Raw genomic sequence first — 15,241 nt, 5'->3', positions numbered from 1 at the left:
TCTCCATTTCATCCTTAGATTTCATCAATCTATTCGGGTTTGACGGTAACCTTAATATTATCAGGATCAAAACCGCTGACCTCATTTAAATTTTTATCCAATGCTACCGTGACTACCTTTTTAGATGTAATTCCAGAGACATCAACATAAGCAGTCACATGCTTAATTGCTTTTAATTGTTTTTTAGTTCCAAAAACTTTGACTGTATCTACGCTAGAAGAAAATGAGTAACTTTGATTGGAAGCACCATTTTCTGCTTTAAACTTAAGTGGAACGTTCTTATTATTTCCACTGCTGATTGGCAAATTAACAGAGGTAGTTGATGGTGTCACTATAACATTAACAATTCTACCTTTTTTATCAAGTGCTTCTAAAACAGCTGAAGAACTAATTGTTTTCTTTGTGTCTTGAGGGATACTCAACTGAGCCACAACGCTTTTAATCTTAGCGATTTCATTTTGAGCTCCTGTAACTTTTACCTTGTCGGTTCCCAAGACAGGTTTACCGGCATAATATCCATCAGCGATATTTGATGATGTATATTGTGCTTTAACAGGGAATTCCACTGTCTTACGAGGTTGGATATTCACATAAATATAAGCTGGATTAATGTAATATCTTAATTCATTATTCAATCCGTCTTCGTATAAACGTACCTTATGGTAACCAACGCCTAATTTAGTCAAGTCAGCGTATACTTTAAAGTTTTGTGTATTCACAGTAGTAGTGACTAATGCAGTAGGTCCTGTAATTTTTACATTAACCTTTTCTGGATAGCCTGTTACAAAATACTTTGTGTTATTAACATTTAATTGAAGTGGTACAGAAATACGAGCTGTTTTATTGGAAGTAAGCTGAGTTTCATCAGCATTATTACCACTAGTTCCCGCACCAAATAATTTAGCTTGATTAACGTATGCAAATAACAAGATTGCAAACAATAGTGAAAGTAGTCTCAATGACCATGGGCTATTTAACTTTTTCATTATTTTTGCCCCCTTACACTTTGCTTAATCTTGTCTACCCAATTGTAGATAGTTGTGAAAACAGTTTTATTCATTGGATCTTGTTTTGTGATTAATTGATCCTTTAAGAATTTAATATAATCGTCTGTATTCATCCCGCGAAGTAACTCGTTGTTCTTAGTAATAGAAACTTCACCAGTTTCTTCTGAGATAACGATAGTTAATGCATCAGTAACTTCTGAAATACCAACTGCAGCACGATGCCTTGTTCCTAATTCCTTAGGGATAAGATTACTTTGTGATAATGGTAGGTATGCTGCAGCAACCGCTACACGATTATTACTAATGATAACTGCACCATCATGCAATGGTGTATTTGGAATGAATGTGTTTATCAATAGTTCACCGGTAACATCAGCATCTAGCTTAATTCCAGTTTCGATGTAATCTTCCAATCCAGTATCCATTTGAATAGTCATCAAAGCACCAATTCTACGCTTGGACATGTATTGAATTGCTTTATCTAATTCGACAATCATCTTTTCATTTTCAACATTTTGATTTTGTGCGTGTTTAATAATTGATCCACGACCCAAGTGTTCTAGACCGCGTCTAATTTCAGGTTGAAAAATAACAATAATTGCAATAACTCCCCAGTTAATAACTTGGTCAGTTAAATAAGATACTGTCGTAAATCCAAAGACGACACTAATAATCTTAACGATAGCAATTACTAAAACCCCACGGAATAATTGGACCGCCTTAGTGCCCTTCAATAGGATAATTACTTCATAAATTATGAACCATACAACTAAGATATCTAATAGATTACTTAGCGTTAATATATTGCTCCAATTTATCCCCATATCTATTCCTCCAATATAATTCATACTATTCATTATATCACTGATTATGTCATATTTTTAGGTATATAATATTGATTATATTTTTTAAGCAATAATTGTTCAATAATTAAGTTTTAAGCGTTAAAATGAATATATATAAACTTGAGGAGCATAAGTATGTTTAAAAACGTTCGTTGGCAAGTACGCCTAATATTTATTTTATGGATTATTTTTCTTTTTGTAATGGTCAAACCACCATTTACATTCTTAGTATTAAATACAATTTTAGGATATATTCCAATTGAGCTAAGTTTAGAGCTTACTAATAAGTACGTTGAAAAGTCATGGATATTCTGGCCTATACTAGTTCTTTGGCTAGTATTTTACCCAAATGCGCCATACCTACTAACCGACTTATTTCATTTAACGCTACTACAACCATACGCTCCTAACGGTCTATTACGATTATCTACTACGATGTGGATTAATTATGCTTACCTACTAATTAGTGCACTGGGTTGCTCATTAATTGGGTTTTATGGACAATTTCAAATTGTTAACCGTAGTTGCGCATTCTTCTCAATTAAATCTAAACCTTTCAAAGTATTTATCATTTTAATCTTAAATGTCATTGCATCTATCGGTATCTATGTTGGTCGCTTCCTTCGTTTCCATACCGTATACTTACTACTTTCTCCCCGCTTAGTCATTAAACAACTAAGTGAAATGTGGACACCTAAAATGCTTGTATTCGTTGTCATCTTAACGATTGTTCAATCATTCGTATATTGGATTTTATACCTAATCATTAAAGACGCAAAAGATGAAGAACATAAATAAAAAGAGCATCCGTAAATGGATGCTCTTTTTATTATTCATCTGAACTTAATTCTTGATTTTCAACATAGTTAACTTCTTGACGTAACTTAGAGGCTAACTCAATGCTAATTTTATCGTTTATCAATAATTCATGAATCGCTTTTCTTTGTGCTTCTAATTCTCGTTCTTTAGCGATTCGGTAGTATTTATTGTAGTCTAGTGATCTGGTTCTTAAGGCCATATCAAAGTTAGTATACTCATCTACAATCGCATTTACTACTTCTGAATCACCTAACTGTTTCAACATCTTAACAGTATATTCATTAACCAAGATTAATGCTTTTTGCATTTTTAGCTTTTGTTCCTTATCAGAACGTTGTCTAAATAGCCATAGTTTGGTTGTTTGAATAGCTGAAATAATTTCTAAACGAATATTATATTGGTTAAATGCAACCAGTGTTTTTAATTCACGATGGTTAATTTGATAGTTAACCGCGTTCGCTTCTTTTTTAGTTAATATGCCCTGTGCAACAAGCTTTCTAACAGCTTGATGTTCATATCCAACTGCTAATGCACGAATACTTTTTTCAACCTCATCAGGCTTAATTGATGATAATTGTTTAATCATCAATTCACATTGGTCAATCAAGATGTTTCCAATATGTTTATCTGTGTGGTCCATCTTTTTAATTTCATCGATTACATAATTTAAAACATAGATACGAGCTTTTTCTTCGTTCCAATGGTTATCATTATTGTATTCAACAACATGATCGTTTTTTGCCAAAATTGGTAAGACAATTACTGCTGCTAATAAACTTAATACAATTACAATTGATGCTATGAATAGAACTAATTCACGGTCTGGGAAAGCTTCATTTTGAGCTGTAATCAATGGAATCGATAAAATCCCAGCCATTGTAATTGCCCCTCTAACACCTGAAAAACCAACAATGTTAGCTGTTCGAATGTCAACTGGGCCCACTTTTTTGGTCGTAATTAAGTTATGACAAATTTCATATAATAAAATCCAAACAATTCTAATTATTAAAATTATTAACCAAGTCACAACTGCATATGCAATGGATTGGAAAGTATTAAACTTAATTTCATTGATAACGGCTTCCATTGCGAATGGTAGCTCAATTCCTAAGATTAAAAATACGATTCCATTTAGCAGGTAAACAATTAGGTTCCAAGATTGTTCACTAATTAGTTGTAATTCTGCTGATGAAGCAAGAGTTGAATCGTTGTATACATGATAAACAATTCCGGCTGTTACAACAGCGATTACACCTGATGAATGGAAGTAATCTTCTGCCAATAAGTAGATAGCAAATGGTGATAATACTTGTAGCACAACGTTAAACACAATGTTTGTTAACCCGTTTTTATACAACCATTTTCTGACTAATGAAATTACTAACATTGTCACAATCCCAACGATTGCTCCAATCAAACTAATGTAGAAAAAGTCTCCGACCGCATTTTTAATTGAGAAAGTTCCATATACTGTAGCAGCTACAGCATATTTAAAACCAATCAATCCACTTGCATCATTGATTAAACTTTCACCATTAACCAAATGCAAAATGTTTTTAGGTAGTCTAACCTTCTTTGCAATTGATTCAACGGCAATCGGATCTGTTGGTGATAAAATTGCAGCTAATGAAAATGCAACAGGTAATGGCATCGATGGAATTAATTTATAAATTAAAATCCCACCTAATGTCATTGTGATAAATACTAAAATAATGGCGTTAGCAAAGATTGGCCATCTTAATTCCCATAGTTCTCCTTTTGGAAAACGTCTTCCGTCATTGAATAATAACGGTGCAATGAATAAGAGTAAAAACCAATCAGTACTTAAATTAATACTAAAGTTACCAATTAATGCCAATCCAATTCCAAAAACGACTTGAATTAAACTAACTGGAATTGCTTTAATATAATGATTAACCGCTGTTGATAGTAGTAGTAATCCTGTTAATATTAGAATAATTTCAATGAGCTGCATTCATAATCCCCCTATTTGTCTTGTCCTATAATTCTCACTTCTGTTTCCAAATGAACTTGATTTTGTTTATAAACTGTTTCTTGAACATGTTTAATTACATTTAAGTAATCAGTTGCAGTTGCATGATCAACGTTTACAATAAATCCTGCATGTTTAGTTGATACTTGTGCTCCTCCCGATTGATATCCTTGTAATCCAGCGTCGTGGATTAACTTCCCTGCGAAGTATCCCTCTGGGCGTTTAAACACACTTCCACATGATGGTAATTCTAACGGTTGCTTTGAAGCTCTTAATTCGTTTAATTCATCCATCTTAGCTTGGATTTTTTCTTTATCACCAGGAACTAATTTAAAACTAGCTTCTAAAACAATATCGTTTTGTTCTTGAATTAAACTGTGTCTGTATCCAAATTCTAATTCATCATTATTAAAAATTTTGATTTCATTTTCTGGTGTTAATACCGTTACAGTATCAATTACTTCAGCAGTTTCGCCGCCATAAGCACCGGCATTCATATATACCGCTCCACCAACACTTCCAGGAATTCCTGCGGCGAATTCTAATCCACTCAACCCGTTTTGTTGAGCAACGATGGTAGTGTCAATGTAACGAGCTCCCGCTTGGGCAATTATATATTCACCATTTGAAATAATCTTGTTCATATCGGTTAAAATAATTACTAAACCGCGAATTCCTCCATCTTTTATAATTAGGTTACTAGCGTTACCTAATACTGTGATGGGCAATTGTTGTTCTTTTGCCATTATTAATAGTGATTGAACTTCTTTAATATCCTTTGGAAATGCAATTAAATCTGCAGGACCACCAGTTTTAGTGAATGTATATTTAGATAGTGATTCGTTTTTTACGATTTTGATTTTTTCCATATTTGTCATTTCCCTTAATTCATAATTTATCTGATAATATAATTTTACCACGAGAGCCCATACTTATACCATGTTATAATCGTAACAGAAACAACGAAAGGATACTAATAATGAACTTTGTAGCAATCGACTTTGAAACAGCCAATAATCAACGAGATAGCGCCTGCTCACTTGCTCTAACTGTCGTAAGAGACAACCAAATTGTTGATGAGTTCTATACACTAATCAACCCTGAGGTAGAATTTAACTACCGAAACACACAAATTCATGGAATTAGTGAAGAAGACGTAATTGATGCCCCCACTTTTCCAGAGGTATGGAAAATCATTAAGCAATTTTTTACCAAGGATCAACTAGTAATTGCTCACAATAACGCCTTTGATAACTCGGTGCTTTCTAAAAGTCTTCTAAGATATGATTTAACCATCCCTATTTATCAGACTTTAGACACCGTCAAAACTTGTAAGTACTTTTTCCCAGAATTTCCTAACCACAAACTAAACACAGTTTGTGATTACTTAGGAATTACTTTAGATCACCATCATAATGCATTAGATGACAGTTTAGCTTGTGCTAATATCTTGATTTATCAACAAGAACATTTTGACGATGAACAAATTAAAAGCTATATCAGACTAAAAAAATAAGTATCCCATCGGATACTTATTTTTTTATGGTGTATTTAAATTCAAAAGTAGAATTAAATCCACCACGTGCGTTCAATATTCTTTTCTTTGTGATTTCAAATCCACAATGTTGATAAAGATTAATTGCATGTTGGTTAGTTTTTTTAACAACCAAGGATAATGTGGATAAGTTACTTTCGTATGTTGCCCAATCAATCATAAAATCCATTAATTGGGTGCCGATACCATTATGACTGTATTTATTTATCACAGCAATTCCTAGTTCGCCAATTCCTGAATCATTGATTTCTTGAACTTGAACCATCCCCACTACTTGGTCATCTAACTCTGCTAAACCGATTAAAAAACTTCTAGTCTGATTTACTAACATAATCTCTCTAGCTTGTTCATCTAATGGTAATGTACCTAAATCCGGATCAATCGTGAATGAATCAGATTCTTGTTTTAAAGCTGTTAATAAGTCAATAAACTTTTGCGCATCCTCAGGCATTGCCCTTCTAACGACTAAATTGGTCATATTAATCCCCTTGTGGAAAAACTTTATCCACAATTTTTTTGAAACGGGTTCCTTTAGGTTCAAACTGAATAGTTCTAAAGTCTGTTCCTTTCTCATCGTCTCTTCTAAAGATAATTTTTAAGTAATCGCTTGGCAATTGATCAGAAATAAATTCGGACCATTCAATTACGTTTACACCATCACCATTGAAATATTCTTCTAATCCTAATTCATCCCCACTACCATCATCTAAACGGTAAATGTCCATATGATATAGCGGTAGACGACCACCTTGATATTCACGAATAATCGTAAAAGTTGGGCTTTTAATGTTTCTCTTGATGCCTAATCCCTTTGCGAGACCCTTGGTGAAAGTAGTTTTACCTGCACCTAAGTCCCCATCCAACAAGATTACATCTTTTGGTTCTAAAAATTCAGCAATTTTTTCACCGTAAGATTGAGTTTCTTCTGGTGATTCAACATTAATTGTAATCAAAGAAGACACCTCCAATTATAGAGATTGAATTGCATTAATAATAGCAACGTTGTATACATCTTCTGCAACACAACCACGTGATAAATCAGAAACTGGTTTAGCCAAACCTTGTAATAATGGTCCAAAGGCTTCAAAACCACCTAGACGTTGAGCAATTTTGTATCCAATGTTTCCAGATTGTAATTCAGGGAATACAAAGACGTTTGCTTGACCAGCAACATCTGATCCTGGTGCTTTTTTATCAGCAACTTCTTGCACTAATGCAGCATCAAATTGAAGTTCACCATCAGATGGAACATCTAATTCAGTTTTAGCCATTTCAGCAGCTTCTTGCACTTTAGATACCATTTCACCCTTAGCAGATCCCTTAGTTGAGAAACTTAAGAATGCCACTTTTGGATCAATGTTAAATTGTTTAGCAGTAATTACACTTTGTTTAGCTACTTCAAGCATACCTTGTGCATCTAACTCGATGTTAATAGCACAATCAGCAAAAATGTATCTAGTATCACCCTTTTGCATTAAGAATGAACCTGAAATACGACGCATTCCTTCTTGAGTTTTAATAATTTGTAATGCTGGTCTAACTGTATCTCCAGTAGCATGAGCAGCCCCTGAGACCATTCCATCTGCTTTATCCATGTAAACTAACATAGTACCGAAGTAGTTAGGGTCCTTTAACCATCCAGCTAAATCTTCTCGCGTATTTTTACCATTACGGCGTTCTTCTAACGAATCCAACATTTCTTCGAAATCTGCTTGTGGATAATTTTCAATATCGATAATTTCGATTTTGGAAATATCAAAGTTATCCGCATTATTTTGAATTGCTTGTGGATTACCCAAAAGAACTGGTTTGATAATTCCTTCATTGGCTAATCGACTTGCTGCTTCAATAATTCTAATGTCTTCACCTTCTGGAAAGACAATACGTTTGTCTAATCCACTAATTTTTGCTTTTAATTCATCTAATAAACTCATCTTACTTCCTCCTATTGGTTGTTAACATGTTCTGGTAATTGCCAATCAATTGGTTGTTCTCCCATGGCTTCTAGTGCTTTATTTGTCTTGGAAAATGGCTTTGAACCAAAAAATCCGCGATGTGCTGATAAAGGACTTGGATGAGCTGATTCAATTACAATATTGGTATCCGTATCGATCAGCTTAATCTTATCTCGTGCAGCTCGTCCCCATAATATAAATACAACTGGTTCAGGTCTTTCAGATAACTTAGCAATCGCTGTATCTGTCAATCGTTCCCACCCCTTGGATTTATGTGAGTATGCGACACCATCCCTCACAGTTAAAACAGAGTTCAACAATAATACGCCTTGTTTTGCCCACTTTTCTAAATAACCATGATTAACTGGTGTTACCCCTAAATCTGATTGTAATTCTTTATATATGTTTCTTAGTGAAGGCGGAATCTTCACCCCTGGCAAGACTGAAAAACTCAATCCATGTGCTTGATGGGGTTCATGATAAGGATCTTGACCTAATATCACTACTTTCACCTTCGAAAAAGGTGTCCATTCAAATGCTTCAAAAATTTGCGTCGCATTAGGATGAATTGTTTCGTGTTCATATTCATTTAATAGAAATTTACGTAAGTCTTGATAATATTCTTTTTCAAATTCTGGTTGTAATACTTCCCACCAGTCATTATGAATAAACGGTTTCACGATAACCACCTCTATATCAATTTTATCATATTCAAGATAATTTAACATTGCAAAAAAAAAGCGTCTCTGCAATAGCAGGACGCTTTTAATAATGTTTTAACACACGAGAAATTTCACGTTCTTGATCACGTTTCTTCATTGTCTCACGCTTATCATACTCATGTTTACCTTCAGCCACACCAATTAAAACCTTAGCAAAACCTTTTTTTAGGTACATCTTAAGAGGGACAATTGTCACACCCTTTTTATCTGTTTCTTTCGCTAATCTTTTAATTTCTTGTTTGTGAAGTAACAACTTTCGATTTCTTAGTGGATCATGGTTAAATTGATTACCTTGTTCATATTCACTAATATGAATATTCATCAAAGTAGCTTGACCATCCCTTATTTGAGCAAAGCCATCTTTTAAATTAACTCGGCGTGCTCGGACAGACTTGATTTCAGTCCCAGTTAAAGCAATTCCAGCTTCATAAGTTTGGGTAATTCGATAATCATGTCGTGCCTTTCGGTTTTGAGCCATTAAGTTATCATCTTTATTAGTTGATTTCTTTTTAACCATTATCAATCACCTCTCAAGCAATTAATGTCTTGAATTAGAGTTGTTTCTGTTATTTCTACCGTTGCGGTTATTGTTTCTTGAACGGTTATGATTGAACTTACCATTTTTGTTGTCATTGCGACGATTATTGTTACGACGGCCACCACCATTACGGTTATTTCTACCGTGTGCACCATTCGAACTACTTGGTGCCTTGATGTTAGACATTGGTGTTTCTTCAGGATTAACAATATCAAAGTCAACTGCACTTTGATCAACATCAACATTTACAACTTTAACTTTAATTGGTTGTCCAATCTTGTAAGTTCTATGAGTGTTTCTACCTACAAGTGCTAGGTATTGTTCAATATATTCGTAGTAGTCATCTTTCATTCTACTAATATGAACTAAACCTTCAACCGTATTTGGAAGTTCGATAAACATACCAAACTTCAATACTGAGCTAACTGTTGCTTCGAATTCTTCACCGATGTGATCAGCCATAAATTCAGCTTTCTTCATTGCATCAGTATCACGTTCAGCATCAATTGAGCGACGTTCTGCCTTTGAAGAATGGTCAGAAATTTCTTCAAGTAATCCAGCATATTTAGCTTTAGATTCCTTGTTAATACCATTTTCATCGTAATGGTGAATTAAACGGTGAACAGTAGTATCTGGATATCTACGAATTGGAGAAGTGAAATGAGTGTAGAACTCAGCTCCTAAACCAAAGTGACCAAGTGGTTGGTCAGTATATCTAGCTTGTTTTAAACTTCTAAGCATCATAACTGATACAGCTGGTTCTTCTGGCTTACCAGCAACCTTACGAAGAACGTTTTGTAGTACCTTAGGTTTTAAGTGATCTGGATCACCCTTAACTTCTACCCCAAAAGCAGTTAGGAATTCGAAGAAAGTCTTAACTCTTTCTCCATCTGGAGTTTCATGCACACGATAAATAAATGGTGCATGTGCTTTACAATAGTGTTCAGCAACAGTTTCGTTAGCTGCTAACATGAATGATTCAATCATTCTTTCAGCAGTTCCACGAACTCTTAACTTAATGTCAATTGGATGACCATTTTCATCAACAATGATTTCTGCTTCATTATCATCAAAATCAATTGCTCCACGACGACGACGTTGTTTGTACAAGATTTTGTGTAATTCGCCCATTTCTTCAAACATTGGAACTAAGTCTTTGTAACGATCCATAGTGCTTTCATCATGAGCTTCTAAAATATCATTTACAGCCTTGTAAGTCATACGAGCTTTAGACTTCATAACACTTGGGTGAATGCTGTGGTTAACAACTTGACCAGCAGGGTTAATTTCCATATCACAACTCATACATAGACGAAGTTGACCTTCATTCAATGAACAAATTCCGTTTGATAATCTTCTTGGTAACATTGGAATAACTCTATCTGTTAGGTAAACAGAAGTTCCACGTTTGTAAGCTTCTTCATCCAAAAGACTACCAGGTTTTACATAGTGAGAAACATCAGCAATGTGAACACCTAGATGATAGTTTCCATTTGGTAATTTCCATACAGTAACCGCGTCATCTAAATCCTTTGATGATTCCCCATCAATAGTAACCAATGTTTGGTCAGTAATGTCTTCTCTTCCCTCTTTTTCTTCTTCAGAAATTTCTTCAGGAATTGCATCGGCTTCTTGTAAAACATCTTCTGGGAATTGTGCAGGAATTTCATGTGCGTACACGATTTGTAAAATATCAATTCCTGGGTCATCAACACTACCAATTACTTCTTTGGCAATTCCGACCATGTAATCAGGATGATCTGGACTTGGGTATTCTGTAATTTCAGCAGTAATTACTTCCCCAGCTGTTGGCTTTAATCCAACTCCAGTAATGTAGAACTTGTAGTTCATTAATTTCTTTTCTTTAAGCTTAATTTGACCATAGTATCCATTATCATCATCAGACTTGAAGAATTCACCAACAACTTGTTCGTAATGTCTTTCAACGATGTTAACAACTTTTCCTTCTGGTCCTTTACCAGCGTTTTGTTCAGCCTTTTTAACGATTTCAATTTCAACAGTATCACCGTTCATGGCTTGAAGGGTATTGTCAGGTGCAATAAATGCATCTTCCAAGTTTTCATCATAGTTCACAAATCCAAATCCTTTTGGATTAGCATGGAATGTTCCCTCGATTTTTTCTCCTTGAGCGTTTAACTTGAAATTGCCGCTTTCTGTGACAACAACAGTTTTTTCACGTTCTAATACAGCAAGAGATTGTACGATTAATTTAAATGCGTTCGCTCCGTGATATCCTAATTCATCTGCAAGTTGTTCTACAGAGAATTCTTTTCCGGAAAACTTCTTTAACACATCATGAATTTCTTGTTTTAAACTATTATCTTCCAAAATTTACTCCTTAAATCTATATTTTTGACCTTAATCAAATTCGTTATTTATTAATTTATATTTTAACATTTTTATAACTACAATAAGTATATGATTGTTTCTTTTTTTGCATAAAAAAAGCTCCTGTAACATATTCGTACAGGAGTTAATTAACTAGTGTGATGAGAACCAAACTAGTCCAAGTGCAGCTGCAAAGAAAATAATTAATAGCACAACTGTTACTTTTTGCATAAATGCTTCAAAACCACGTGGTTTAGCGTTAGCAAATAAATCATCTGCACCACCGGTTAAAGAAGACATTGCGTCATTATTAGTCTTTGCTGGTTGCATTAAGACAGCAATAATAATTAATACACTGTCAATCCAAATTATATCCATTAAGAAATTATACAATTCGTTGCCTCCTACCTAAATGTAAATAGGTTTCATCTTTAACTTTATCTTTACAGCTAGTTTATCATAGAAATGATAAACATGCCAATTAAACCAGATTTTTTAATCGTCCAGCGTTAATTTTTCCACATGCGAATAAACATATCCACGATTATCATAGTTTGTTGATAACTCAATGTTATCCCCAGCTTTTAAAACAGTATCCCCATCTGGAATAATATACTGTTCGTTTCTCTTAATTGCTCTAATGATACAACCATCAGGCCAATTGATATCTTTTACCGCAGATTGATCCATTACAGACCCTACTTGAATAGAGAAATATAGGTTTGTTAGTTTTCCACTTGTTAATAACTTTTGCGGACTTAACATCTTTTGTAGCATTTCGTTATAAATTGGACTTCCACCCAATAAGTCAGTTACTTCATAAGCCACTAAAGTTACAAAAGCTAGTGACATCAAGTTTTGTAGTGAGCCAACCATTTCAGTAATTAATAAGATGGCTGTAAATGGTGCTTTCCCCACACATGCGAAAAATCCACTCATAGATATGATAATGAAGTTAACAAAATAGATTTGTGGTAATACTCCATATGATATCAATATTTGGGCATAAATGGCCCCGATTAGAGCTCCTAATGATAGCATTGGTAAAAATATGCCACCCGGTAAACCAGTTGAATATGACAAAATAGACATGAAAAATCTAATAATTAAAAACCATATCAAGATGGTTAGTGTTGGTGTTACTTTGGCAATTAATAAAACCATTGTGCTTCCACCACCAACAATTGTGGGTAAATACATTTCAAAGGGAATTACTAACATAAATGGAATAGTTATCCACACTATGTTTGGAACCCAGCTCAATTTTTCATAAAGATCATTAATATGCAATGTGGCAAATTCATAAATCATTCCACATAATCCTAAGATAATCCCTAATCCGATTAAATAAGGATAAATGTGTAACGGTATCACATGTGAATATTGCATGTGTAAAACAGGAACCTTACCAAAGATTGCACTAGAAACAAAGTTAGCACTTACAGCTGCTGATAATGAAACTATCCACACTGATGTGGAAAAGTTATGATAGATTTCTTCTAGTACAAATAAAGTACTAGCAATTGGTGCATTAAATGCAGCAGATAGTCCTGCTGCTGCCCCTCCGGAAACTAACACTTTTTCATCATCACTATTTTGCTTAAATAGTTTTGATAATCCTTGTGCAGTAGTTGCCCCTAATTGAATCGAAGGTCCTTCCCTACCTAAGAATAATCCACTAGAAATCGCTAAAATTCCTCCAACGAATTTTTTTGATAGCACTGACCACCATGAATAGGTTAATTCGCCGTTCAGTAATCCTTCTACTTGAGGAATTCCAGAACCCTTAATGTTTTTATCTTTTTGAATCAAAGTATAACCGATTAAAGCAATTAAGCCGTTAATCAATATTAATAGCACTAAAAAGCCTAAATTATGTTTAGCCAGTTTCGCTAGTAATAGAAAACCTTTTGATAAGTTCTCGATTCCTAATCTAAATAAACTAACTATTAATCCCGCTGCGATTCCAATCATTACCCCATATAAAACTGATTTGAATCTTTTGATATTATCAACTTGCAAATTTTCCGCCTCTTTATCCACATGAAATAGCATTCAAAAATATGTACAAAAAAAGCATTGAAACATTCAATGCTTTTTTATTTATAACAAGTTATTATTTGTTAATAACATTGTTACGAGCTTCTTCAGTTAGGTTGTAGAATGAGTTAATACCCTTGTATTCTGCAACTGAAGCTAATTGATCTTCAATTCTCATTAGTTGGTTGTACTTAGCGATACGTTCGCCACGACTCATTGAACCAGTCTTAATTTGACCAGCGTTTAGAGCAACAACTAAGTCAGAAATTGTAGTATCTTCAGTTTCACCTGAACGGTGAGAGATGATAGCTGTGTAGTTAGCTTCTTTAGCCATTTCAACAGCGTTAACAGTTTCTGTTAAAGTACCAATTTGGTTAAGCTTGATTAGGATAGCGTTAGCAACGCCACTCTTAATACCTTTTTGTAGGTAATCAGTGTTAGTTACGAATAAATCATCACCAACGATTTGAACTTTCTTACCTAGGCGTTCAGTAGCCATTTGCCAGTCTTCCCATTCGTTTTCATCCAAAGGATCTTCGATTGAGATAATTGGGTACTTGTCAACTAATTGTTCTAGTAATGTAACAAATTCATCAGCAGAGTATGACTTACCATCACCTACTAAGTTGTACTTCTTAGTTTCTGCATCGTAGAATTCTGAAGCAGCACAGTCAAAGGCGATTGAAACGTCTTTACCTGGTTTGTAACCAGCACGTTGAATTGCTTCTACTAAAATTTCGAATGGTTCTTCGTTGTTCTTCAAGTCAGGGGCGAAACCACCTTCGTCACCTACGGCAGTTGAGTAACCCTTTTCGTTCAAGATAGCTTTTAGGTTGTGGAAAGTTTCAGCACCCATACGGATAGCTTCCTTAACAGTTTCCGCACCAACAGGCATAATCATGAATTCTTGGAAGTCAACCTTGTTGTTGGCATGTTTACCACCATTGATAACGTTCATCATTGGTGTTGGTAATACGTGTCCATTGAAACCACCTAAGTAGTTGTATAAAGGAACACCTAGTTCATCAGCAGCAGCACGTGCAGCAGCTAAAGAAACACCTAGAATAGCGTTAGCACCTAACTTACCTTTGTTAGGAGTACCATCTAGCTTAATCATAGCTTCATCGATAGCAACTTGATCAGTTACATCGTAACCTACGATTTCTTTTGCGATGATGTTATTAACGTTGTTAACAGCCTTAGTAACACCTTTACCCATGAAACGGTTTTTGTCACCGTCACGTAATTCAACGGCTTCGTGTTCACCAGTAGATGCACCTGAAGGAACGATACCGCGTCCCATTGCACCTGCTTCAGTATATAGTTCTACTTCAACTGTAGGATTTCCACGAGAATCTAGTACTTCTCGAGCATAAATATCTGAAATAATTGACATTTTATTCTCTCCTTAATGAAAG

15 protein-coding genes are annotated in these 15,241 nt (G+C 34.5%); 2 read left to right on the top strand and 13 right to left on the bottom strand.

The window, feature by feature from the left end; translation table 11 throughout:
• Positions 1-29 precede the first annotated feature (29 nt).
• Positions 30-986 carry a CdaR family protein gene (locus RZ74_RS02015; RefSeq protein WP_053949786.1) on the bottom strand — a complete coding sequence of 319 codons (957 nt, stop codon included), beginning with the start codon at positions 984-986 and terminating at the stop codon, positions 30-32.
• The gene (cdaA, locus tag RZ74_RS02010) at positions 986-1,831 is read right to left on the bottom strand and encodes a diadenylate cyclase CdaA (protein ID WP_053949785.1); all 846 of its coding nucleotides are present in this window, start codon (positions 1,829-1,831) and stop codon (positions 986-988) included. The genes RZ74_RS02015 and cdaA overlap by 1 nt, the downstream gene beginning before the upstream one ends.
• Positions 1,832-1,987: 156 nt before the next feature.
• On the opposite strand from cdaA, the gene RZ74_RS02005 reads away from it, so the two are divergent.
• A complete protein-coding gene (locus tag RZ74_RS02005; RefSeq protein ID WP_053949784.1) occupies positions 1,988-2,650 on the top strand; it encodes a DUF1361 domain-containing protein in 663 nt (220 codons plus the stop codon).
• Positions 2,651-2,681: 31 nt separating this feature from the next.
• On the opposite strand, the gene RZ74_RS02000 is transcribed toward RZ74_RS02005, so the two are convergent.
• Positions 2,682-4,646, bottom strand: a complete 1,965-nt coding sequence (locus tag RZ74_RS02000; RefSeq protein ID WP_053949783.1) for a Na+/H+ antiporter — start codon at positions 4,644-4,646, stop codon at positions 2,682-2,684.
• Positions 4,647-4,657: 11 nt separating this feature from the next.
• Complete coding sequence (gene murB, locus RZ74_RS01995; RefSeq protein WP_053949782.1) at positions 4,658-5,542, bottom strand: UDP-N-acetylmuramate dehydrogenase; 885 nt, start codon at positions 5,540-5,542, stop codon at positions 4,658-4,660.
• Between the two features lie 101 nt (positions 5,543-5,643).
• Between murB and RZ74_RS01990 the strand changes: the two genes are divergently transcribed.
• Positions 5,644-6,180: a 3'-5' exonuclease gene (locus RZ74_RS01990; protein WP_053949781.1), complete on the top strand. Its 537-nt coding sequence runs from the start codon at positions 5,644-5,646 to the stop codon at positions 6,178-6,180.
• A gap of 16 nt (positions 6,181-6,196) precedes the next feature.
• Here RZ74_RS01990 and RZ74_RS01985 read toward each other — a convergent pair whose 3' ends face one another.
• The 9 genes from RZ74_RS01985 to eno form a co-directional block, all read right to left on the bottom strand.
• Positions 6,197-6,697 carry a GNAT family N-acetyltransferase gene (locus tag RZ74_RS01985; RefSeq protein ID WP_053949780.1) on the bottom strand — a complete coding sequence of 167 codons (501 nt, stop codon included), beginning with the start codon at positions 6,695-6,697 and terminating at the stop codon, positions 6,197-6,199.
• Position 6,698: 1 nt separating this feature from the next.
• Positions 6,699-7,172, bottom strand: a complete 474-nt coding sequence (tsaE, locus tag RZ74_RS01980) for a tRNA (adenosine(37)-N6)-threonylcarbamoyltransferase complex ATPase subunit type 1 TsaE (RefSeq protein ID WP_053949779.1) — start codon at positions 7,170-7,172, stop codon at positions 6,699-6,701.
• A 15-nt stretch (positions 7,173-7,187) separates the two neighbouring features.
• Positions 7,188-8,153: a phosphate acetyltransferase gene (gene pta, locus RZ74_RS01975; RefSeq protein ID WP_053949778.1), complete on the bottom strand. Its 966-nt coding sequence runs from the start codon at positions 8,151-8,153 to the stop codon at positions 7,188-7,190.
• Between the two features lie 11 nt (positions 8,154-8,164).
• Positions 8,165-8,854, bottom strand: a complete 690-nt coding sequence (locus RZ74_RS01970) for a uracil-DNA glycosylase (RefSeq protein WP_083437129.1) — start codon at positions 8,852-8,854, stop codon at positions 8,165-8,167.
• Between the two features lie 85 nt (positions 8,855-8,939).
• Entirely contained in the window at positions 8,940-9,413 is a 474-nt protein-coding gene (gene smpB / locus RZ74_RS01965; RefSeq protein ID WP_053949776.1) for an SsrA-binding protein SmpB, read from the bottom strand.
• A gap of 21 nt (positions 9,414-9,434) precedes the next feature.
• Complete coding sequence (gene rnr / locus RZ74_RS01960) at positions 9,435-11,783, bottom strand: ribonuclease R (RefSeq protein ID WP_053949775.1); 2,349 nt, start codon at positions 11,781-11,783, stop codon at positions 9,435-9,437.
• Between the two features lie 153 nt (positions 11,784-11,936).
• On the bottom strand, positions 11,937-12,176 hold the full coding sequence (gene secG, locus RZ74_RS01955; protein WP_053949774.1) for a preprotein translocase subunit SecG: 240 nt from the start codon (positions 12,174-12,176) through the stop codon (positions 11,937-11,939).
• A gap of 102 nt (positions 12,177-12,278) precedes the next feature.
• Positions 12,279-13,805, bottom strand: a complete 1,527-nt coding sequence (locus RZ74_RS01950) for a ClC family H(+)/Cl(-) exchange transporter (protein WP_237756910.1) — start codon at positions 13,803-13,805, stop codon at positions 12,279-12,281.
• Positions 13,806-13,899: 94 nt separating this feature from the next.
• Entirely contained in the window at positions 13,900-15,219 is a 1,320-nt protein-coding gene (eno, locus tag RZ74_RS01945; RefSeq protein WP_053949772.1) for a phosphopyruvate hydratase, read from the bottom strand.
• Positions 15,220-15,241 lie beyond the last annotated feature (22 nt).

This window comes from Apilactobacillus apinorum, from assembly GCF_001281175.1.
Lineage (GTDB): Bacteria > Bacillota > Bacilli > Lactobacillales > Lactobacillaceae > Apilactobacillus > Apilactobacillus apinorum.
The sequence above is the reverse complement of the archived record's forward strand: the minus strand, read 5'-3'. Positions and strand labels throughout refer to the sequence as shown.